Origin of the sequence: Bradyrhizobium sp. CCGB01, assembly GCF_024199795.1 — a bacterium.
Taxonomy (GTDB): Bacteria; Pseudomonadota; Alphaproteobacteria; order Rhizobiales; family Xanthobacteraceae; genus Bradyrhizobium.
In genome coordinates, this window is the sequence record NZ_JANADK010000001.1 from 5,074,251 (window position 1) to 5,096,128 (window position 21,878).

Genomic DNA, 21,878 nt, shown 5'->3' on the forward strand with positions numbered 1-21,878 from the left:
GAGCGCTCTCGACAGCGACGTGTTCTCGGCTTACGCTTCAATTTTAGGTTCAATGAGTATGTAAGCCCTGCTGATCGTCCGGGGCATTCAAATGCAGGCGGTCGGCCCCTTTCCATCCTGCTTCGATAGCGAAACGTCATTTCTGCGTTCTGACGAAGCTGTGCGGCCGCGATCAAGGGGACGCGTCGAAAAGTCTGCTTTCAATCGCTTGCCGAAATGATACCATCTTAAAGTTGTATTTTGTAAGGAGATTTCCCATGACCCATGCGCTCAATCTCACGCTGCCGATCAAGCAGGATGCCGAGACCCTGGCCAAGCTGCAGCACCTCAAGGCCGTCTTCGCCGACGAGGTCCAGTCCAAAATCGCGGCTGCGTTGAAGCAGTCCCGGATCGTTCATTTCGCGCGCGTCGTCGTCATCGACGACAAATACATTCAGGTCATCACCGAATATGAGGGATCGCACCAGGAATACACGGAGTTCTTCCGGCGTGCGCTTACGCCGGTATTTGCCGCGATATTTTCCCTGGCAGATACCAAAGGCCTCGACATCAACGATCCTGCCTCGTTCTTCGAATTCTCGAAGAACGCCAACGCGCTCTCGCTGGGCAAGGCCACCGACGGTTCAACAGACATCAATGGTAACCCGTCCGGCTGGCTGTTCTCGGCTTACGACCACATGACGGTCGAAGAAATCCTGAAAAAGCTCGGGAAATAGCATTCAGGGCCGATTTGCTCTTTCGAGATAGGTCAGCCTTGAAGCTGCACCTATCGGCTGACCGTTCTTGCAGGACAGGCGCCATGGTGGATCTCGGCAATTTGCAGGCGATCGTTGCGCGAAGCTCCGCCAAGCCGCTGCTGGCGGTTCTGCTGTTCAAGTTTGGCGACGCCAGCGGCGCCAAATCGTTCTTGCGGCAATGGATACCGCGGACGGCCGTGGGGGCGGGGCCGGATGCCGATGGTCCCGCGTTCCACTTCCTGTTCAGTTGGAACGGCATCGCGACATTGTTGTCGGGCCACACCGACCTCGACGTCGCGCAGGGCCGTCGGCAGTTCGAGGCGGCTTTCGTGGATCCGGCGCAGGCGCCGGATGGCGGCATTGCAACACAGCTCGGGTTCTTCGACGCCAGCGCTCCCGCCGGATGGTGGGACGGCAAGTTCAAATCGGGCGATATCGATCTCGCCATCCACATCGGGTTCGATACGCCCGAGCAGAAAGCCGATTGCCTCGCGCAAATCCGGCAGTCGGCGATAGGCTTCGCTGTTCAGGAATTGGTGCTCGACAGCTGGGACGACGGTGCTCTGTCCGGCTGTCGGCCGGCCGACGGCCGTCTGCATTTCGGTTACCGTGACGGTATCACTGCGCCAAACATCGACTGGCAGGACGTGCCGGCTGCGAGGGCTTCCGACGCCGTCGATTGTCGCGAGATCGTCGTCGGCTATCCGAACAGCGATTTTCCCACGGCACCGTTCAAGCCCGGTCCATGGCAGGAGTTCGCGCGCGACGGATCATTCGTCGGGCTATCGTGGCTTTATCAGGACGTCGCGGGCTTCAACACATTCCTGAAGGACAACGCACCGCAGGTGGCGCCGCATGTCGGCCCGGGATTGGCCGAGGAATGGATCGCGGCCAAGATCATGGGACGCTGGCGGCATGGTTCGCCGCTGTCACGTTTTCCGGATGCACCACCGTCCACCCCGCAACTGAACGACGCGTTCGGCTATGGCGACGATCCAAACGGCGTCAAATGCCCGCTCGGGGCTCACATTCGAGTGGTCAATTGCCGCGACCAGCCGCTGAAATTTGCCAATCAGATTCGTTTCCCCAAGGGGCCGCCGCGCGTCATACGCCGCGGATTTTCCTACGGTCCTCATCTGGACGGCACGGTGGACGACGGGAAGGACCGCGGCATCGTAGGGCTCTTCTACTTCGCCAGGATCAACGAGCAATTCTATACCATCCTGCGGTGGATGCATCTGACGGACTTTGCCGACGCCTACAAGCAACTTCCGAACGGAACCAGCGCGCAGGATGCCTTGACCGGAAACCGTGCCGATCCGAAGGCCGAGACCCGGTTCCAGGTTGCGCTCGCAGGGAACTCTTCCCTGACGTTCCAAATGAAGCAGTTCATTCGCTACAAGGGCGTCGCGGTGCTGTTTGCGCCAAGCGTCAAAGCGCTCAACACGATGATTGCTTCGCAAGGTTGAGTTGCCGGGATTGTTCTGGGTGGCTCGCCCGCGGTCAGCAGTCGGAGTGATCGTCGTCGCGGCGATTCGTTCGCGAGGGAGCAAGGCCGCCGCTTTCCAGGCGGTTGCGGACAAGCGGCGAATGCTCCCACTCTAGAAGCATTCCATATCAGAGCGCTCGCAGAAGCGAGCGATGCACCTAAATCCGGCCATAGGCGCATTCGCCGCACGGTTTATTCCCCAGTCTCGATAAATTCTAACGCCCGATCTCTCGCACTGAAAATGCCCCTGCGTTAGGGCGAGACTCCAAAAATCATTCCGGCAAAGCCGGCCGTGCGTGGGGCTTCAATAGACGTGCCAAACTTCCAACTTCGTTCTTGTTCCAATACGCGTGTTCGACAGCTTCAAGTGCTTTTCTTCGCCGCCGTCAGCACATCCGCTCTCAGCATTCCCTTCACATCCGTCATGGCCCAGACCCAGATTCCTGCGGTCTCGGTGGAAGCGCCGGCCCAGCGCGCGCGTTCTGCGACGGTGACCTCAACGCGGCGATCCGTGACGACACGTGCCGCACGCGCCGACCGGCGTTCTCCCGCGCAGCAAGCCACGCCAACGCAGTCGGCCTCATCGAATTCCAACACGGGCGAACGCGCCAATGGTCCGGTGCGCGGCTTCGTAGCGGCTCGGAGCGGTACGGCCACCAAAACCGACACGCCCCTGATCGAGACGCCGCAGTCGGTCTCCGTCGTCACCACCGACCAGATCAGGAATCAGGGCGCGGTCTCGATCGGCGAGGCCTTGCGCTATACCGCCGGCGTCAGCGGCGACGTCAATGGCGGCTCGGACACCCGCTTCGGCGCCCTCCAGATCCGGGGCTTTGACACGACCATGTCAGGCCTCTACATCGACGGCTTGCGGGTTCCCTCCAGCAACTACGTGCATTTCAACGGCCTCGATCCCTACGGTGCCGAACGCCTGGAGGTCCTCAAGGGCCCGTCCTCGGCGATGTATGGCGGCAGCGGCACCGGCGGAATCCTCAACTACGTCACCAAGCTGCCGACCGCGCAGCAGTTCGGCGAGGTCTCGATCTCCGGCGGCAGCTTCAACCGCTATCAGGGCCAGTTCGACATGGGCGGCCCCGCCAACAAGGAAGGTACCGTGCTGTGGCGCCTCACCGGCGTCGTCCGCGACGGCGAAACCCAAGTCGACTTCACCAAGGACAACCGCGTCTTCATCGCGCCCGCCGTCACGTTCAAGCCGAACGAGGACACCACCATCACGATCCTCGCCGACTATCAGAGGGATCGGGCAGGGTGGGGCCTCCAGTTCCTGCCGGCCTCCGGCACGGTATGGCCCAACAACGGCCGCTCCATCCCGGTCTCGTTCTTCGCGGGCGTGCCGAGCTTCAACGCGTTCAACACCGAGATCGCGACCGCCGGCTACCAGCTCTCGCACAATTTCACCGACAACATCACGTTCCGGCAGAACCTGCGCTACGCCTATCAGCACAACGAGGAGAAGGTGTTTTACGGCGGAGGCTACACCAACGAGGCCGCGGGGCAGCTCGCGCGTTTCGGCAGCTATAGCAACACGTACATCAACTCCTTCGCGGTGGACAATCAGCTCCAGGGCAAATTCACCACCGGCTTCCTCAGCCACACCACGCTGGTCGGGATCGACTATCGCAACACCACGTTCCGCGACACCGCCTTCGGCGTCACGACCTCGGCACCCGAGATCAATGTCTTCAACCCGGTCTACAGCTACGACTGGACGATCGGCGCCATGAACGACAATACCGGCGTCAAGCAGTCGCAGGTCGGCCTCTACGCGCAGGACCAGATCAAGTTCGGCCGGCTGTCGTTCCAGCTCGGCGGCCGCCAGGATTTCGTGACGACGCAGGTCGACAGCAATCTCCCCGCTGCCAACACGTCGGTCTCGAAGGATGCTTCGGCCTTCACCGGCCGTGCTGCCGTGATGTACAATTTCGACAACGGCATCGCGCCCTATTTCAGCTATTCCGAGTCGTTCCTGCCGGTGCTCGCGACCGGGCCGTCCGGACAGATGCTCAATCCCGAGACCGGCGTCCAGTACGAGGTCGGCGTCAAGTACCAGCCGCTCGGCTGGAACGCGCTGTTCACGTTTGCCGCCTTCGACCTGACGCGCGACAACGTCGTCGTCTTTGCGCCGCCGAGCTATCTCGCCGAGCAGATCGGGCAGGTAAAATCGCGCGGCATCGAGCTCGAAGGCACGATGTCGCTCGCCGACGGCTGGAACCTGCGCGCCGCCTACGCCTATGTCGACGCCGAGCTCTCGCGGGATCCCGTCAATCTCGGCAAGGCGCCGCCCACGGTGCCGCTCAACCGCGCTTCGCTGTGGAGCGACTACACGCTCCAGAACGGCCCGCTCGCCGGCCTTCAATTCGGCGGGGGCATCCGCTACGTCGGCGCGACCTGGGGTGACGACGCCAACACCTTCAAGGTGGGATCGTCCACCGTGCTGGACGCGCTGCTCGCCTACACCCGCGACAATTGGCGTCTGTCGCTGAACGTTACCAATCTCGCCGACACGCGCTATGTCGCCGCCTGCTACAGCCTGTCCGGCTGCTTCTACGCGGAGGGGCGCAAGGCGATCGGCAAGCTGACCTATCGCTGGTGAGTTGTGAGGACGGTCCGGCCATGGCAGCCGGTCCCGCTTGATGAGAGAAGACGATGAGAGCGATATTCGGCAAACTGCATCGCTGGGCGGGACTGCTGACGGCCGGCTTCCTGTTCTTCTCCGGCATCACCGGGGCGATCATCTCCTGGGACCACGAGATCGACGACGTCCTGAACAGCCATTTGTTCGACGTCACCAGCAAGGGCCCGGCCATTCCCTCGATCGAACTTGCGAAGATGATCGAGCAGCGCGATCCGCGCGCACGCGTCGTCTACCTCTTCATGACGCCGGAGGAGGGGCACTCGCTGTGGTTCTTTACCATGCCGCGGATCGATCCTTCGACCGGTAAGCGGTTTGCGATGGACTACAATCAGATCTTCCTCGATCCCAACACCGGCGCGGAGCTGGGCCGGCGCTATTGGGGCGCGGTGTGGCCGGTGACGCGGGAGAATTTCGTCTCGTTCCTCTACAAGCTCCATTACACGATGCACATTCCGGAGTTCTGGGGCAGCGACCGCTGGGGCATGCGCGTGCTCGGCGTGATCGCCATCATCTGGACCATCGATTGCTTCGTCGGCTTCTATCTGACGCTGCCCTCGCGGCGGCGCGCCAAGGCCGCGCGCGCGCCGCAGGTGACGCGGCAGCTCGAACGCGGCTTCTGGGCGCGCTGGGCTCCGGCCTGGACCATCAAGACCTCAGGCAGTGCCTACCGGATCAATTTCGACATCCATCGCGCCTTCAGCCTCTGGACCTGGGGCGTGCTGTTCATCATCGCCTTCACCGCGTTCTCGCTGAACCTCTATTTCGAGGTGTTCTCGCCGATGATGAAGATGGTGTCGAACTACACGCCGACGCCCTATGAGCAGCGGCCCTATCGCGATCTCGACGATCCCATCGAGCCCAGGGTGACCTTCGCCGACATCGCCGCGCGCGCGGCGGCCGACGGCAAGGCGCGAGGGTGGAGCATCCCGGTCGGCTCGATCAGTTACGGCCCGGCCCATGGCGTCTATGCCGCGGCGTTCTTCCATCCCGGCGACGATCACGGCGCCGGCGGCGTCGGACCGGCGCAGCTCTATTACGACAGCGAGGACGGCCGTCCGATCGGCGAACGGCTGCCCTGGGTCGGGACCGCCGCCGACATCTTCGTGCAGGCGCAGTTCCCGCTGCATTCGGGCCGCATCGTCGGGCTGTTCGGCCGCATCCTGATCTCGATCATGGGCCTCGTCGTGGCCGCGCTCTCGGTGACCGGCGTCGTGATCTGGTGGCGCAAGCGCCGCGCCCGCGTCCGCGTACGCGAGACCGCCGCGGTGCGGCTGAGCCGGCAGCAACTCACGCCGGCGGAATAGGGCTCAGCGCACCGCGCAGGATCAGGGGCAGCAGGCCGCCGGCCCGCAAGATCTCGCATTCGAGATTGGTCTCGATCGCGGCGATCGCCTCGAACGTATCGACATCTTTGCCATCGCGACGAATGCGAATGGGCACGCGACCGCGTGGGCGGATCGCCTCGATCGGCGCATCGATCTCGATCTCGTCGGTCGGGCGAAGGCCAAAATCCTGCGGCCGGCGATCGGCGGGCAGGCGAAGCGGCAGGACACCCATGCCGATCAGATTGGAGCGGTGGATGCGCTCGAAGCTGAGCGCCAGCACCGCGCGCACGCCGAGCAGGGCCACGCCCTTGGCGGCCCAGTCGCGTGAGGAGCCCATGCCGTAGCGTTCGCCGGCGAGCACCACAACGGAACGTCCTTCTTCGGCGTAGCGGTCGGCCGCACGCCACAGCGCCAGTTGCTCGCCCGAGCCGGCATGAACCGTGCTGCCCGGACGCAGATCGCCGGCCAGCCAATTGCGCACGCTCTTGTTGGTGAAGAGGCCGCGCAGCATCACCTCCCAATTGCCGCGGCGCGAGGCAAAGACGTTGAGATCGTCGGAAGCCTCGCCGCGGTTCACCAGATAGTCGCCGGCATTGCCGGTCGCCGGAATCGCGCCCGCGGGCGAGATGTGGTCGGTCGTGATGTCGTCGCCGAGCACGAGCAGCGGCGTCGCGGCATAGCGGCCGAGCCGCGTGCCCTTGCCAAGGCTCGCGAAGGGCGGGCGACGGATATAGGTCGACGCCTCATCCCAAGGAAACAGCGCCGCGCGGGACGCATCGAGCGCGGCCCAATCGGCGCTGGCCCCGGCGGCCTCATAGGCGGTCGCATAGTCGCTTGCATCGCGCGCCTGTGCCAAGGCAGCGTCGATCTCGGCGCCCGTCGGCCAGAGATCGGCGAGGTGGACGTCGCGCCCATCGGCGCTGGGCGCGATCGGATCTTGCAGGATGTCGCGCCGCGCGTCGCCGGCAAGCGCAAAGGCGACCACCAGGGGCGGCGAGGCGAGGAAGCCGTTCTCGACCTGGGCGTGGACGCGGCCGGGGAAATTGCGGTTGCCGGAGAGCACGGCGACCGGCGCGATCTTCTGCGATGTCACGGCCTCGGCCATGACAGGCGCGAGCGGGCCGGAATTGCCGATGCAGGTGGTGCAGCCATAGCCGACGATGCCAAAGCCGAGCGCTTCGAGATCGTCCATCAGACCGGCGCGGCGCAGATAGGCTTCGGCAGTAGGCGACCCCGGCGCAAGCGAGGTCTTCACCCAGGCGGGCGGCGTGAGGCCGAACTGCCGGGCCTTGCGGGCGAGGAGGCCCGCGGCGATCAGCAGGCGCGGATCGGAAGTATTGGTGCAGCTCGTGATCGCGGCGATCGCGACCGAGCCGTTGGCCGGCGCATTGGCGGGAGAGGCGGTGGCGTTGAGCCCGAGCGCCTCGGCGCTGCGGCTCGCCGCGATGCGATCCTGAGGGCGGCGCGGGCCGGCAAGACTGACCTCGACCTCGCCGAGATCGATGGTGAGGGTGTCGGTGTAGCGCGGGCTGCATTCCGGATCGAACCACAGACGCTGCCGGCGGGCGTAGGCTTCCACCAAGGCGACCTGCTCGGGCGAACGGCCGGTCTGCGCGAGATAGTCGAGTGTGTGCCGGTCGATCGGGAAGTAGCCGGAATTGGCGCCGAACTCCGGCGTCATGTTGGCGACGACGGCGCGGTCGCCGGCGGACAGTGTGGAGACGCCGGGGCCGTAGAATTCGACGAAGCGGTCGGCGAGATCGATGCGGCGCAGGCGTTCGGTGACTGTGAGTGCGAGATCCGTGGCGAGCACGCCCTCGCGCAAGGCGCCTGTAAGACGCACGCCGACCACGTCGGGCACGCGCAGCATCACAGGCATGCCGAACATCACGCTTTCGGCTTCCAGGCCGCCGACACCCCAGGCCAGTACGCCGATGCCGTTGATCATCGGCGTGTGGCTGTCGGTGCCGATCAGCGTGTCGGGTGCGGCCCATAGCGTGCCGTCACGATCGAAAGCGGAGACGACGCTCGCCAGGCGTTCGAGGTTCAACGTATGCATGATGCCGGTGCCGGGCGGGTGCACGCGGACCCCTGACAGGGCCGAGGTCGCCCACTTCATGAAGCGATAGCGCTCGGCATTTCGCTTCAGCTCCAGTTGCATGTTGTGCCTGAGCGCCCCCTTGCGCGCGAACGCGTCGACGCCGATCGAGTGATCGGTCGAGACGTCCACCGGCAGCACCGGGTTGAGCCTGTTGGGATCGCCGCCGGCTTCCGCCAGCGAGGCGCGCAGGCCTGCGATATCGACCAGCGCAGGGCCGCACGTCGTGTCGTGCATCAGGATGCGCGCAGGCTGGAAGGCGATCTCGCGCTCGCTGGTGCCATGCGCAAGCCAGCCTCGGATCGCGGCGACAGCCTCCTCGCGCTCCTCGCCGGCGTTGCGGAGCACGTTTTCGAGGAGGACGCGCAGGATCACCGGCAGGCGCGTCAGATCGTCGCCCAGTACGCCTGCGATATCCGCGATGCGGTAGGTCTTGTCCGCGACGGAAAGGGTCGTGGGCTCGGTCATATCAACTCCTCAGGCGTGCTGCTCGGCCGGTCTGGCGCGCGCAACACCGGTGCTTTCCATCCGGGCAAACCAAGTCATCAGGAAGGAGACGAACAGCAGGCCGCTCAGGAACAGCAACCCGCCATAGGTGCTGCCGGTCCAGTCCTTGATGGCGCCGATCGCGTAGGGGCCTGCAAAACCACCTAGATTGCCGATCGAGTTAATCGCGGCGATCGAGACCGCCGCGGTCGATCGGCTGAGGAACAGCCCCGGCAGCGACCAGAATGGCGACTTGAAGGCGTAGATGCCGGCCAGCGCCAGCGAGATCAGCGCCATCGCGATCGCCGGCTGCACGACGAGGCCGGTGCAACCTAGCGCGACCGCGCCGAGCAGGAGCGGCAGCGCCGAATGCTTCTGCCGCTCGCCAGTGCGGTCGGAATTGCGCGACCACAGCACCATCATGACCGTCGCAAACGCATAAGGCAGCATGGCGACGAGGCCGATCTCGAAATTGGTCAGGGATGACGAGAGGCCTTTGATGATCTGCGGCATCCACAGGCCGATGCCAAGATTGCCGACCTGGTAGATGAAATAGATCACCGACAGGAACAGCACCTTCGGATTGGTGATCGCGGCGATGACGCCGAGATGCTCGACATCGGGACGCGCGGCGTGATCCTTGCGCAGCTCCCCGGAGAGCCAGTCACGCTCTTCCGCCGTGAGCCAGCGCGCCTGCTCGGGACTGTCGGTCATGATGAAGTAATTGACGATGCCGGCGATCACGGCAGGGCCGCCCTCGAGCAGCAGCATCCAGCGCCAGCCGCTGAGGCCGAAGCCGGAGACGTGATCCATGATCCAGGTGCTGAGCGGCGCGCCGAGGAGATACGACACCGGGATCGCCGCGGTGAACAGTGCGACCGTGGTGGCCTGCTCCTTGGCGCGGAACCAATAGGTCAGGTAGATGATGATGCCGGGAAAGAAACCGGCCTCGGCGACGCCGAGCAGGAAGCGCAGCACGTAAAGCTGGGTCGCGCTCTGCACGAAGGCGGTGGCGGTCGCGACGATTCCCCAAGTGATCAGGATGCGCGAAATCCAGATGCGCGCGCCGTATTTGTTGAGCGCAACGTTGCTCGGGACCTCGAACAGGAAATAGCCGATGAAGAAGATGCCGGCGGCAAAGCCGAAGGCCTCGCTGGTCAGCGCCAGCTCCTTGTTCATTTGCAGCGCCGCGTAGCCGATATTCGCGCGGTCGAGATAGGAGATCACGTAGAGCACGAAGCAGTAGGGCACGATGCGCCAAAACACCTTGCGCGTTGCGGACTGCTCGACTGACGTCGTGGACATGGCGGCGCTTCCTCGGGGCTTGTGGTTTTGGCGCGCTTGTCCGTCCCTCCGGCAGCCGCCCTGGGAAGCCTTATTGCATTTTAAATTATAAAATACAAATACTCAGTGGTGACCTAGACGCGGGGGATCTTGATCAACCCTGCGCCGGAGATATGGACCCGGAGGAAGTCGGCAGCCTCCTGGCGCAGGCCATTCTCCAGCAAATCCAGGATGTTGAGGTGCTCCCGGCATTGCTGGGGCAGGCGGCTGCGATCGACCGTGATGCGATATTCGACGAGGCGGCGCAGCCGGTTGACGCGCTTGACCGCGTCGAGGAAGAACGGATTGCCGCTGCAGATCATCAGCATCTCGTGGAACTCGTTGTTGGCGGCGAAAACCTCCGCGCGTGAGGCCCGCTTGTAACCACCGTCGAGCAGCCATTGCTGTTTTTCGCGCGCCGCCGCAAAGGCCGTGCGGTCGACCTGAAAGCTCGGCAACAGGAGCGCCTGCGGCTCCAGCGCAATGCGCAACTGATAGCCCTGCTGATAGCTCTCGCGCGAGGTCAGCAGTGGCCCGAAGGCCCAGCCATTGCCGGGCAGGCGCTCGATCCAGCCTTCATCGGCGATCTTGGTGAGGACCTTCAACAGGCGGGTGCGCGACAGGCCATAGCGGCGCATCAGCTCGCTTTCGCTGACGCGTTCGGGCAGCTTGCCGGACAGGCGGTCTTCGGCGATCGCAAAATACCATTCGTCCTCCTGTTCCGCGCCGGTATCGGCGGTTTCAGGCAGCTCGCGTGCACTCTTGACCAGGAAGAAGCCGCGGTTCGGCTCCGAACGCACGACGTTCATGTCCTCCAGCATTTGCAGCGCGGCGTTGATCGGCGCGCGCGAGACGCGGAGCGCGTCCGCAAGCGCCTGGCTCGGCAGATGCTGATCGGCCTCGAGATCGTTGAGGCGGATGTAGTCGAGGATCCGCGCGGTCATCTGGGCGGCGAGGTTGGGGCGGGGCATGCGAACGACTCAAAGAGGGTCCAGAGCAGGGATCATTGGCCGAGCGGCCGGATCGGCACAAGCGGCGGCATCGCCATTGTACCTACCCCATAATTGTGTTTTAAATGATAAAAAGCAATATAGGGAGCGGGCGATGTCGCTAACGAAATTGCCGGCCGGGCCGGCCCGGCGGGGCGAACTGTCCCGGCGGGGCGAGATTTCCCGGCGGGCCGAAATTTCCCGGCGGGGCCTGGCGCATCTGACGATCGGCGGCGTGCTGGCTGCCGCCGCGCCATCTCAATCGCGCGCGCAGCCGCGCCAGGCAATGGGAGAGCAGACCATGTCCGAAGGATCAGCCTCGTACGTCTATGTCGGTGCGCGCACCACGAAGGAGCGCAACGCCCGCGGCGACGGTCTCAACGTCTATCGCATGGACCATGCGAGCGGCGCCTGGACCCACCTCCAGCTGCTCGGCGATCTCGTCAATCCCTCGTTCCTGGCCTTCGACCGCACCCGGCGATTCCTCTACACCGTGCATGGCGATCTCAGCGACATCACCGCGATGGCGATTGACCCAGCGACCGGCCGGCTCCGGGTGATCAACCGGCAGAGCACGGAAGGCAAGAATCCTGTCCATCTCGCGATCGACCCGAGCAACCGCTTCGTCGTGGTCGCCAACCACATCACCTCGACGCTCGCGCTGCTGCCGCGTCAGGAAGACGGCTCGCTCGGTGCGGTGATCGATCTGGTCAAGCTGGAGGGTAAGCTCGGGCCGCACCGGGTGGAGCAGCCCTTTGCAAAGCCGCACCAGGTGGAATTCGATCCGTCCGGCGCCTTCGTCATCGTACCGGACAAGGGGCTGGACGCCGTCTTCACCTACCGGATCGACGCGGAGAAGGGAAAGCTGGTGCAAGCCGGCCCGCCGGTGCAGGCCCGTGAGGGCGCCGGTCCCCGCCACGTCGCGTTTCATCCGGCAGGGCGGCTCGCCTATGTCGTCAACGAACTGGATTCGACGGTGACAGGCTATCGCTTCGATCCGGGTAACGGTGCGTTGACGCCGTTCCAGGTCGTCTCCGCCGTACCCGACACTTTCACCGGTAACAGCCGTGCGGCGGAGATCGCCGTGTCGGACGACGGCCGGTTCGTCTATGCTTCCAACCGCGGCAACGACAGCATCGCAATGTTTGCGATCGACGCCGCGAGCGGCCGGCTAACGCCGGCGGGCTGGACATTGAGCGGCGGCAGGACGCCGCGATTCTTCGCGCTCGGCGTGTCCGACAAGTTCCTGTTTGCCGCCAACGAGGACAGCGACACCGTGACCATGTTCACGCGCACCGGGGATGGCCGCCTCGTCGCCACGGACAAGGTCGTGAAGGTCGGAAGCCCGGTTTGCATCCTGCTCAGGGATAGCCAGTCATAGGCGTCAGGAGGCCATTCGGCGGCCCAGCGTCGTCGGATCGGCGGCGGCCTGCAGCCCATGAACCTTCACGCCCGGCACCGTCACAAAGACTGGAGATCGCTCCCAGCCGGAACTTGCCATGAGATCGCTCGCCTTGCTCTGCCTGCTCGTCTTCGCCGCAAGCGCCCGTGCGGCCGGCCCCGAGCAGCATTATCTCGACCTGCGCGACCGCTACATCGCAAAATTCTCCAAGGCCAAGGAGAACGACGAAACCTCTAAGCAGCACGATGCGGCATTGAAGGAGCTGACAGGCGTGCTGCGCGGCCTGGTCGGGCCCGTCACGATCAAGGGCCTGCCGGCAGAAGGCAAGTCGAACGCCGATACGCTCTTCAAGGGCGACATCGGCTTCGGCCATCTCGACGGGCTCGGCTTCGCCTCCGAAGGCGACAAGATGCAGGCCGTCGTGACCACGACTGCGCTCCTCAGGCATTGGCTTGCCGAGCACCGCGGGGACGGCATGCCGCAGGAGATCGGCGCGGCCTTCACGTCGGACCGCTTCTACTATCAGGCGATCCAGGATGCGGCATTCGCCAAATATGCCGAGCTGCCAGTCACCAAGCCCGCAGGCGCAAGTGCCGCCGTCGCCGTGCTCGGCGTGCGCGGCAATGGCGACCTGAAGGGACCGCCGCATGAAATCGACGTGGTCGCAATCCAGGGCGACAAGGTCTACTTCCTCGCCGCAACCGACGCCGCGAAGACGGCTGAGATCCCGGCCTGCGAGAAAGTCTGGAAGCAGATGATGGCCAGGAAGACTCCGCAGGACGCCATGGCCAAAGAGGACCAGGCGATGGACGCCTATACAAAGTGTTTCGCCAAGGAAGCACCGAGCCAGAGCTGGTTCGCGGCAGCGGTGAAGAAGGCGCAGAGCCAGCTGGAGTTGCTGCCGCTGCGCTGAGGCAAACTGCCGCCGAGATTCGGGCCGCGGCCGCCTGCCGACGACCGTCCGATGAACAGTCGGATGATCGCCGGGCGCAGGTCAGCGCGAGCGCAGGCCGCGGTTCAGAACGGATAATGGCGAGGTCCGGTCTGCACGGTGATCCAGCGCAGCTCGGTGAACTCGTCGATGGCCGCTCTTCCGCCGAAGCGACCGTAGCCTGACGCCTTGGTGCCGCCGAACGGCATCTGCGGCTCATCGTGCACGGTGGGCGCATTGACATGGCAGATGCCGGCCTCGATCCGCTTGGCAACGCCGAGGGCGCGCGCGATGTCGCGGCCGAACACGGCCGAGGAGAGACCGTATTCGGTGTCGTTGGCCACGCGCACGGCCTCGTCGACGCCGCTGACGCGGACGACGGTCACGACGGGGCCAAAACTCTCCTCGCCATAGATGCGCATCGCAGGGGTTACGTGATCGACGATGGTGGCTGGCATGATGGTGCCGCTGCCATGTCCGCCCGCCGCGACCACGGCGCCCTTGGCGACGGCATCGTCGATCAGCCCTCTGACACGGTCGCAGGCAGCAGCGCTGACAAGCGAGCCGAGCACGACATTGCCCTTGCCGGGATCGCCGTGGGGCAGGCTCTTCGCCTTCGCGGCAAACTTGGCGATGAAAGCGTCCGCGACGTTGTCGTCGACGACGATACGCTCGGTCGACATGCAGATCTGGCCCTGGTTCATGAAAGCGCCGAAGGCGGCGGCGTTCACGGCGGCGTCGAGGTCGGCATCGTCGAGGATGACCAGCGGCGCCTTGCCGCCAAGCTCCAGCAGCGCGCGCTTCAGATGCTTCGCGCAAGCCAGTGCAATGAGGCGGCCGACCCGGGTCGAGCCGGTGAAGTTGACGCGCCGGATCGCGGGATGGGCAATCAGCGCCTCAACCACGGCCTGCGCATCCTCCGGCGCATTGGTCACGACATTGACGACGCCGTCGCCAAGGCCGGCCTCAGTGAGGCAGCTTCCGATCAGGCGATGGACGCCAGGGCTCATCTCGGAGGCCTTCAGCACCACCGTGTTGCCGCAGGCGAGGGGCATCGCGACGGAGCGCACGCCGAGGATCACCGGTGCATTCCACGGTGCAATGCCGAGCACGACGCCGACCGGCTGGCGGTAGGCCATGGCGAGATTGTCGGGCTTGTCGGTCGGAATGACCTCGCCCGAAATCTGAGTCGTCATGGCGGCGGCCTCGCGCAGCATGCCTTCGGCGAGGTGCACGTTGAAGCCGGCCCAGCCGGCGGTGGCGCCGGTCTCGGCCACCATCAGCGCGGTGAACTCCGCCGCTCGGCGCGCGAGAATGTCGGCAGCCGCGCTGAGCCGCTTGCGTCGCTCGGACGGGCCGAGCTGTGACCAGGCCGGGAAGGCAGCGGCCGCAGCGTCGGCAGCGCGCATCGCATCGTCGATCGAGGCTGCCGCCACTGTTGTCGCAACCTCGCCGGAGATCGGGTTGTGGCGTTGGAACGTGCGCTGATTGCTGGCCGACTGGTCCTTGCCGCCGATGAGAAGGTCGATTGCGTTCATGGAGCTCTCCATGGGTTGCTCGGGGGTTATGTTGTGGGGGGCGATGCGGCGCGCGCCTTGCCGAGATAGGCGCGCTGGATCTCGGGATCGTTCTTCATCGCGGCAGCTGGACCGTTGCCGGCGTTGCGGCCGGACTCGATCAGGTAGACGCGGTCGGCGATGTCGAGGCTGGCCCGCGCATTCTGCTCGACCAGCAGCACGCCGACGCGGTCCGCGCGGATCTGCGTCAGCGCGCGAAACACCTCGCGGCTGAGCAAAGGCGACAGGCCGAGCGAGGGCTCGTCGAGCAGGAGCAGCAGCGGGTTCGACATCAGCGCGCGGCCGATCGCGACCATCTGCTGCTCGCCGCCGCTCATGGTGCGGACAGCCTGGCTCATGCGCTCGGCAAGGCGCGGGAACAGGTTCAGGATTTTTGCGAGCCGGTCCGCTTCACCCGCGCGCGCACGGGCTGGATAGGCGCCAAGCTGCAAATTCTCAGCAACCGTCAACTCGCCGAAGACGCCGCGGCCTTCCGGCACCAGGGCGATGCCGCGCTCCACGATCAGATGAGCCGGCAGCTCGCCGATGCTCTGTCCGTCGAAGCGCATCGTCGCGCCCGGCGCGGGCTTCACCAGACCCGCGATACTCTTGAGCAGCGTCGACTTGCCGGCGCCGTTGGCACCGAGGATGGCGACGATCTCGCCTTGCACAATGTTGAGCGCGACGTCGGCCAGAGCCTGGTGCTTGCCATAGAAGTGGGAGAGGGCGGCGACCTCAAGCATCTTCGCCTCCGAGATAGGCGGCGACGACCTTCGGATCGGCCAAAACCTCGTCCGGCGCGCCGCGCGCGATCACGCTGCCGGCGTTCATGACGATGCAATGCCCGCACAGCGCCCGGATCGCATCCATGACATGCTCGACCATGATGATGGTGAGGCCACGGTCGCGTAGCTTTGCGATCAGGGCGATGCCGGTCTCGAGTTCGCTCGGATTGAGCCCCGCCAGCCATTCGTCGAGCAGCACGAGGCGCGGCTGCAGCGCCAGCGCGCGGGCGAGCTCCAGCCGCTTCTGGTCGATATAGGTCAGCTCGCCCGCAGGCGCATCGTGCATCGCGGCGAGCCCAACCAGATCGAGCAATTCGCCTCCCGTTGCGTCCGAACCGCTCGACGTGGAGAACAGCCGCGCGGCCGCGACGTTCTCAGCGGCGGTCAGATCCGGCATCACGCGCACCAGTTGGAAGGTGCGGGCGAGGCCGAGACGCGCGATCTGGTGCGCGCGCAGGCCATTGAGCATGGTGCCGCTGAACCGGATCGTGCCTGACGAGGGCCGCAAGGCCCCAGACAACGTATTCAGGAGCGTCGTCTTGCCGGATCCATTGGGTCCGATAATGCCGATGATCTCGCCCGGCGCGACCGTGAAGCTGACGCCGTCGACCGCACGCAGCCCGCTGAATGACTTGCTAACGCCGTCGACCGCGAGGAGCGGGGAAACCATCTTGCGGGCGGAAGCAGCGGCGGGCCCTCCGGCCGGAACACGCCAGCGTCCGGCCCCAAACAGTCCGATCACGCCGTTCGGCAGCACCATGACGATGAGGACGAAGATGATGCCGAGCACGATGCTGAAATGGTTGGGCAGCGTCGCGGTCAGCACCTCGAACAGCAGCACCAGCGGAATGACGCCCAGCACGGGGCCGAACAGCGAACCCGCGCCGCCCAGCAAGGCCATGATCACGACCTGGAACGAAATCGTTGGATTGAAGGCAATCGCAGGATCGATATAAGTCCAGCGTGGCGCCATCACCGCACCGGTCACCGCCATGAATGTCGCGCTCAGAACGAACACGCCGAGCTTGACCCGCGTGGCATCGATGCCGGAATGGCTCGCCGCAGTCTCGTCGGCGCCGATGGCGCGCAGGGCCAGCCCATAGCGCGAGCGCCCGAGCAGCCATCCCACCAGGAAAACGAGCGCGGTGAGCGCGAGAAGCTGCCAGTAGAGAATGTCCTGCGTCACCGCACTGAAGAGATAGCGGCCGACCGATTTGTGAATGTTGACCTCGTACCAGATCACGAGCTGCCGGATCAGCTCGGCAAGGCCGAAGGAGAAGATCACGAAATAGATGCCTGATAGCCTCAGCGTCGAAAGCCCGGTGATGGCGGCGGTGAGCGCGCCCACGCCCGCCGCGGCCAGCAGCACGACGGGCCAGGGCATGGTCTCGCCGAGCACCGCGGCGGTGTAGGCGCCGAGGCCGAAGAAGGCGACGGTCGCGAGCGAGACGTAGCGGGTGGGACCTGAGAACATCGCCCACGCGGTTGCGAGGATCGTGAAATAGAGAACGCTGATGCCGAGCGCGAGATAGTAGCCGTTGACGTAAAGCGGATAGGCGATGACGGCCCCCGCCAGGAGGGGGGCAACACACCACAGCAGAAGGCGGAGAGGCTCAGTCACGACGCTGTCCTCCCGAACAGGCCCGTTGGCCTGATCAGCAGCACGCCGAGAAACAGTGCATAGGTCGCAGCCAGCGTCAGGCCGGGATCGACCAGCCGCGCCACCGCGGTCTCGACCACGCCGAGCAGCAGTCCCGCCACCAGCGCGCCCATCACATTGCCGACGCCGCCCATGATCACGACGACGAGCGCCTTCATGGTGAAGACTACGCCCATCGCGGCATTGAAGGTGAGGAACATGCTGACGAGCACGCCGCCGACGGCCACGAGGCCGCCGCCGAAGGCAAACGCAAATCCTGACAATGCCGCCACGTCGATCCCGACAAGGCGCGCGGCATTCGCGTCCACCGCGATGGCGCGGACGGCGGTGCCGATCCGCGTGCGGGTGAGGGCGAGATACACGGCGCCGCCGACCAGGGCCGCAAACAGCAGCGCGACGAGCCGATTGACCGCAAGGGTCGATCCCATGATCGTCAGCGGAATCGAGAGGTAGCTATAGCTGTAATACTGGCCGCCGAAGGCAACCAGCATGGCGCCCTGGATCACGAACAACACGCCGAAGGTGACGAGGATGCTGTCGATCTCCTGCGCGCCCCTGTCCTTGCCCCGCCGCATCAGCCGTTCGAGCAGGAAACGATAGAGCAGCCAGTTCAACACCATCGCGACCGGAACCGCGAGCAGCAGCGCGGCCAGCGGGCTGAGGCCGAGACCGCTGTAGAGCGAGAACGCGCCGAAGGCAGCCGCGACCAACGACTCCCCATAGGAGAGGTTCATGATCCGCGCCACGCCATATTGCAGCGTCAGCCCGAGCGCGATCAGCGCGTACATGCCGCCAAGCACGAGGCCCGGCAGGACGATGTCGACAAGCAGCATGAAACGGCGTCCCCTGGACCGGACGACGGGCAGGCCTCGCAGCGCAAGGCCTGCCTGCCAAACCTACTGCCACTGCGCCTTGGGTACGACCGGCGCGCGCGCCCCCGGAAGCGAGGCGGGCGCAAGTGCGTAGAACTCGCCGTTCTGCCACTGGCCGACGCTCCACACCTCCTGAAGCAGCCCATCCTTCAGCTTGACCTTGCCGATGATGGTGTCGAACGTGCCCGAGCGGATTTCGGCTGCGACCGCGGCGCGGTCCACCTTGCCGACCTTCTCGATCGCCTGCTGGAGCACCTGGAGGCTCGCATAGGTGATCGAGCTCGCCCAGCGATCCGGCTCCTTGCCGGTCGCGGCCTTGTGGCGCGCAAGATAGTCCTTCAGCTCTGGCGAGTCCGCGTTCCAGCCGCCGATGCCCATCACGCCGTCGCTGTTGGCGGCGAACTTGCCCTTGTAGAGGGGGAAGGCGGTGCCGACGCCGACGTAGAAGACTTTTGGATTGAACTTCAGGAGCTGCGCCTGCTCGGTCAGCGCGATCGTATCCGGCGGATAGCTGAAGGCGACGAACGTGTCCGGGTTGGACGCGATCGCGTCCTTCAGCAGGGGCTGAAGATCCTGCGCCCCCATCGGATAGGTCTTGTCATAGGTGAGCGTGAAACCGTGCTTCTTGAACGCCTCGCGGCCGGCGGCGGATAGCTCGATGCCGAACTGGTCGGCAACGCTGACCATCGCGACGTTCGCGCCGATCTTGCCTTCGCTCTTCAGCTTGCCGAGCAGATCGGCCAGCCCCTCGGAGATCTGCGCCGACGTGCCGAGCCAGAACGTCGCGTTCGACCAGCGCTTGGCGAGCTCCGGCGCCTTGTCGGTCACCGAAGTTACCGCGAGGTGAGGGTAGCCGAGGCGGTTCAGGGTCGGACCGACCGCAAGGTTGAGGCCCGTGCTCCAGGGCGACAGAATGAAATCGACCTTGTCCTGGTTGGCGAGGCGCTCGATCGCCTTGACTGCTTCTTCCGAGCTGCTGCGATCGTCGTATTCGACAATTTCGATCGGGAGCTTCTTGTCCCCTAGCTTGATGCCGCCGGCGGCATTCACGTCCTTCACCCACAGTTCGTAGTTGGGCAGGGTGGTGATGCCGGCTCCGCCGGCATAGGGACCGGTCTTGGAAATGGCATAGCCGATCCGGATCTTCTCCTGCGCATCGGCCGTGGACGCAAAGGTCCCCAGCGCCGTGGCGAAAGCCACCAGGCCGGTGACGCGCAGCAACGTTCGACGGTTCGCCGAAAACATGTCGATCCTCCCTCGTGTTTCACTCAAGCGATGGTTCGCAACGATGTGAGTGGGTCGTTTCCTCTTGGTCCCGATTTCTTTTCGGCGCGGCTTCTTGGAGCCGGCCCCGACAGGACTTGACCTAGCAAGCACCCCAAGGTTTGTTCGCACAATGGACAGATCCGGCGAAAGATTGGACGTTTCCGGCCCCAACGGGCAAGTGCGTCGAGGCGTCGCGGGCGCCAGTCCGGCGCCGGCCGTCGCTGCGAGCGCAGCTGCGCCCGTCGGCGCCGAGCTGATCGGATCGCACTATGTTGCGCGGCGCTGGATGCTGACGTCGAAAGCCGCCCGGACGTTCATTCATCTGCTCTGCCTTCACCAGGGAGCCGCCGCCGAGGTCGGTCAGGGCGGAAGGATGATGGCGTTGGCCGGGCCCGCGATCATCTGGCTCCCGGCGGGATCGGCCGAATATCTGGAGCTGTCGGCCGGAGCGTCCGCGGAGCTGCTGCAACTGCGCACGGGCGTGTGGCATCGCTATCTGCCGCCGTCGGCCGAGCCGGCCTATCTCGCGCTCGAAGGCGCCGGCGGCATCATGGCGCTGCCGGTCGAACCTGATCTCGTGACCACGATGGCGCGCTCCATCGCGGCGATCGCCGCCGAGATCGCAACGCCCGCGCGCAGCGGCGCGGCATCGATCATGTCGGCCGAGCTAACGCTGTGCGTGCTGCGCTTCTGGCGCCTGTTCGCCGGCGACAACGACCGGTACGAGGAGGGCAGCAGTGCCGAGATTCTGAGCCGCTTCCGCAGGCTGCTCGAGGAACGCTATCAGCAGCATCTACGCGTCGGCGATTACGCCAAGCTCCTCGGCATGACGCCGGATCGCCTGCACGCACTCTGTAGTCGCGAGCTGAAGCGCTCACCGAGCGAGCTGATCCAGCAGCGTGTCGTCAAGGAAGCCGCGACACGGCTCGAGGCCGGCACCGTCGCCGTCAAGCAGATCGCATTCGCCCTCGGCTTCAAGGACACCGCGTATTTCAGCCGCTTCTTCCGCAAGCACACCGGCGAGGCACCTGGCGTGTGGCGCCGCCGCGTTGCGGCCCGCGCGAGAGCCGGACAATCGAGGCCGGCGCTGAATTTTGCCGACTGGCCGTGAGCGCGGACCGGCGCTGTCGGGGCTCTTGACCTACCGCTGGTGAGGAGGCTCCGAGATCCCGCGAATGGCAGCCGCGCGTCGGCGCCAACACGCTGCAAGTCTGGATCGGCCGCTAGACCGGCTCGATCACCTAGCGTCCGCGCCTGAGCTCCTCGGTCGCGCGCCTGAGGACGTCGTGAAGCCAGTCGTGCGACGGTTCGCCCTCGATGCGCTCGTGCCACAACAAGCGGACCTCGACCGGGGTCGTGGCATAAGGCAGTTCGTACGTCGTGACGGCATGCGCGCGTTCGAACGCCCGCGCCAACGGACGCGGAACGATGGCCGCCAATTCGGAGTCCGCGAGCAGGGCGGGCAGGGCAAGGAAATGCGGCAGCGACACAGCTATCCGTGGCGGCCGGTCGCTTTCGGAGAGCGCCCGTTCGAGCGCCGCGCGGTCGTACATCTCCGATCGCCGGGCGAGGCCGCGCTCGGAGATGAAACCACCGATCGCACCCTCCTGCTCGCCGCCGAAGGAGACGACGACCAGCGGCATGCGGGCCAGGGCCGCGTTGTCGATCCGGCCGAGCTTGCGCTTGCCGCCCACGATCAGCACGTCGTCATATTCGAACAGCAGCGACGTCCGGAATCGGCTCGGCGGGTCCGAGAAGACGCCGATCGCAACGTCGATCCGACCAAGGTCGATCTGTTCGGCGAGGTCGATCCGCGTCACCGGCTTGATGATCAGGTCGATCGCCGGCGCCTCGAGCCCGAGGATCTTCAGGAGCGGTGAGGCCAGCACCATCGTGGTGAAGTCGTTGGCGGCGAGGGTGAACTGCCGGGTGGACGCCGCCGGGACGAAGCCCGGCAACTCAACCGCAGCTTCGAGCGAACGCAGCGCTTCGCGAACCTGCGGCGCCATCGTCAATGCGCGCGCCGTCGGTTGCATGCCGGTCGCCGTGCGCACGAACAGATCGTCTTCCAACATCTCGCGAAGCCGGGCGAGCGAATGGCTGACGGCAGATTGACTGAGGGCAACCCTCTGGCTGGCCCGCAGCACACTGCGCTCCTCCATCACGGCGTCGAAGACCTTGAGCAGGTTCAGGTCCAGGGTCTTGAAGGAAACAGCCACGCGCAGACACCGTCTCAAGGCGGATCGCGCGCCCGTTGCGTACCTGCGATCGCGTCCAGTTAAGGGCAACCGCGCAGCGGACGC

At 65.2% G+C, this 21,878-nt stretch carries 16 protein-coding genes; 7 read left to right on the top strand and 9 right to left on the bottom strand.

The features are described from left to right. Window positions 1–257: 257 nt before the first annotated feature. The 4 genes from NLM25_RS23400 to fsrB all read left to right on the top strand — a co-directional run bounded on the left by NLM25_RS23400 (window position 258) and on the right by fsrB (window position 6,186). Entirely contained in the window at window positions 258–716 is a 459-nt protein-coding gene (locus tag NLM25_RS23400; RefSeq protein ID WP_254119424.1) for a hypothetical protein, read from the top strand. Window positions 717–799: 83 nt separating this feature from the next. Next, window positions 800–2,206: a hypothetical protein gene (locus NLM25_RS23405; RefSeq protein WP_254138561.1), complete on the top strand. Its 1,407-nt coding sequence runs from the start codon at window positions 800–802 to the stop codon at window positions 2,204–2,206. Window positions 2,207–2,845: 639 nt separating this feature from the next. Then, window positions 2,846–4,840 (top strand): TonB-dependent siderophore receptor, encoded by a 1,995-nt coding sequence (locus NLM25_RS23410; protein ID WP_254141245.1) that lies wholly within the window; start codon window positions 2,846–2,848, stop codon window positions 4,838–4,840. A 53-nt stretch (window positions 4,841–4,893) separates the two neighbouring features. Beyond that, window positions 4,894–6,186, top strand: a complete 1,293-nt coding sequence (fsrB, locus tag NLM25_RS23415; protein ID WP_254138562.1) for a siderophore utilization protein FsrB — start codon at window positions 4,894–4,896, stop codon at window positions 6,184–6,186. Here the strand turns inward: fsrB and acnA are convergent. The 3 genes from acnA to NLM25_RS23430 all read right to left on the bottom strand — a co-directional run bounded on the left by acnA (window position 6,170) and on the right by NLM25_RS23430 (window position 11,085). After that, window positions 6,170–8,773: an aconitate hydratase AcnA gene (gene acnA / locus NLM25_RS23420; RefSeq protein ID WP_254138563.1), complete on the bottom strand. Its 2,604-nt coding sequence runs from the start codon at window positions 8,771–8,773 to the stop codon at window positions 6,170–6,172. The genes fsrB and acnA overlap by 17 nt on opposite strands. 9 nt (window positions 8,774–8,782) lie before the next feature. Next, entirely contained in the window at window positions 8,783–10,096 is a 1,314-nt protein-coding gene (locus tag NLM25_RS23425) for an MFS transporter (RefSeq protein ID WP_254119432.1), read from the bottom strand. Window positions 10,097–10,209: 113 nt separating this feature from the next. Beyond that, complete coding sequence (locus NLM25_RS23430; RefSeq protein ID WP_254138564.1) at window positions 10,210–11,085, bottom strand: GntR family transcriptional regulator; 876 nt, start codon at window positions 11,083–11,085, stop codon at window positions 10,210–10,212. Between the two features lie 319 nt (window positions 11,086–11,404). Here NLM25_RS23430 and NLM25_RS23435 point away from each other — a divergent pair, with 319 nt between their 5' ends. Further along, a complete protein-coding gene (locus tag NLM25_RS23435; RefSeq protein WP_254138565.1) occupies window positions 11,405–12,484 on the top strand; it encodes a lactonase family protein in 1,080 nt (359 codons plus the stop codon). Between the two features lie 118 nt (window positions 12,485–12,602). After that, window positions 12,603–13,418, top strand: coding sequence for a hypothetical protein (locus NLM25_RS23440; protein WP_254138566.1), 816 nt, complete (start codon window positions 12,603–12,605; stop codon window positions 13,416–13,418). Between the two features lie 104 nt (window positions 13,419–13,522). Here the strand turns inward: NLM25_RS23440 and NLM25_RS23445 are convergent, their stop codons facing one another. The 5 genes from NLM25_RS23445 to NLM25_RS23465 form a co-directional block, all read right to left on the bottom strand. After that, window positions 13,523–14,974 (bottom strand): aldehyde dehydrogenase, encoded by a 1,452-nt coding sequence (locus tag NLM25_RS23445; RefSeq protein ID WP_254138567.1) that lies wholly within the window; start codon window positions 14,972–14,974, stop codon window positions 13,523–13,525. Between the two features lie 26 nt (window positions 14,975–15,000). Then, window positions 15,001–15,735, bottom strand: coding sequence for an ABC transporter ATP-binding protein (locus tag NLM25_RS23450; protein WP_254138568.1), 735 nt, complete (start codon window positions 15,733–15,735; stop codon window positions 15,001–15,003). Continuing rightward, window positions 15,728–17,398, bottom strand: coding sequence for an ATP-binding cassette domain-containing protein (locus NLM25_RS23455; protein WP_254138569.1), 1,671 nt, complete (start codon window positions 17,396–17,398; stop codon window positions 15,728–15,730). The genes NLM25_RS23450 and NLM25_RS23455 overlap by 8 nt, the downstream gene beginning before the upstream one ends. Then, window positions 17,395–18,270: a branched-chain amino acid ABC transporter permease gene (locus NLM25_RS23460; protein WP_254119445.1), complete on the bottom strand. Its 876-nt coding sequence runs from the start codon at window positions 18,268–18,270 to the stop codon at window positions 17,395–17,397. Before NLM25_RS23460 ends, NLM25_RS23455 begins: the two co-directional genes overlap by 4 nt. Window positions 18,271–18,333: 63 nt before the next feature. Next, window positions 18,334–19,554 carry an amino acid ABC transporter substrate-binding protein gene (locus NLM25_RS23465; protein WP_254138570.1) on the bottom strand — a complete coding sequence of 407 codons (1,221 nt, stop codon included), beginning with the start codon at window positions 19,552–19,554 and terminating at the stop codon, window positions 18,334–18,336. 199 nt (window positions 19,555–19,753) lie between these two features. On the opposite strand from NLM25_RS23465, the gene NLM25_RS23470 reads away from it, so the two are divergent. Then, complete coding sequence (locus NLM25_RS23470) at window positions 19,754–20,686, top strand: helix-turn-helix domain-containing protein (RefSeq protein WP_254138571.1); 933 nt, start codon at window positions 19,754–19,756, stop codon at window positions 20,684–20,686. A gap of 130 nt (window positions 20,687–20,816) precedes the next feature. On the opposite strand, the gene NLM25_RS23475 is transcribed toward NLM25_RS23470, so the two are convergent. Beyond that, entirely contained in the window at window positions 20,817–21,794 is a 978-nt protein-coding gene (locus tag NLM25_RS23475; RefSeq protein ID WP_254138572.1) for a LysR family transcriptional regulator, read from the bottom strand. Window positions 21,795–21,878 lie beyond the last annotated feature (84 nt).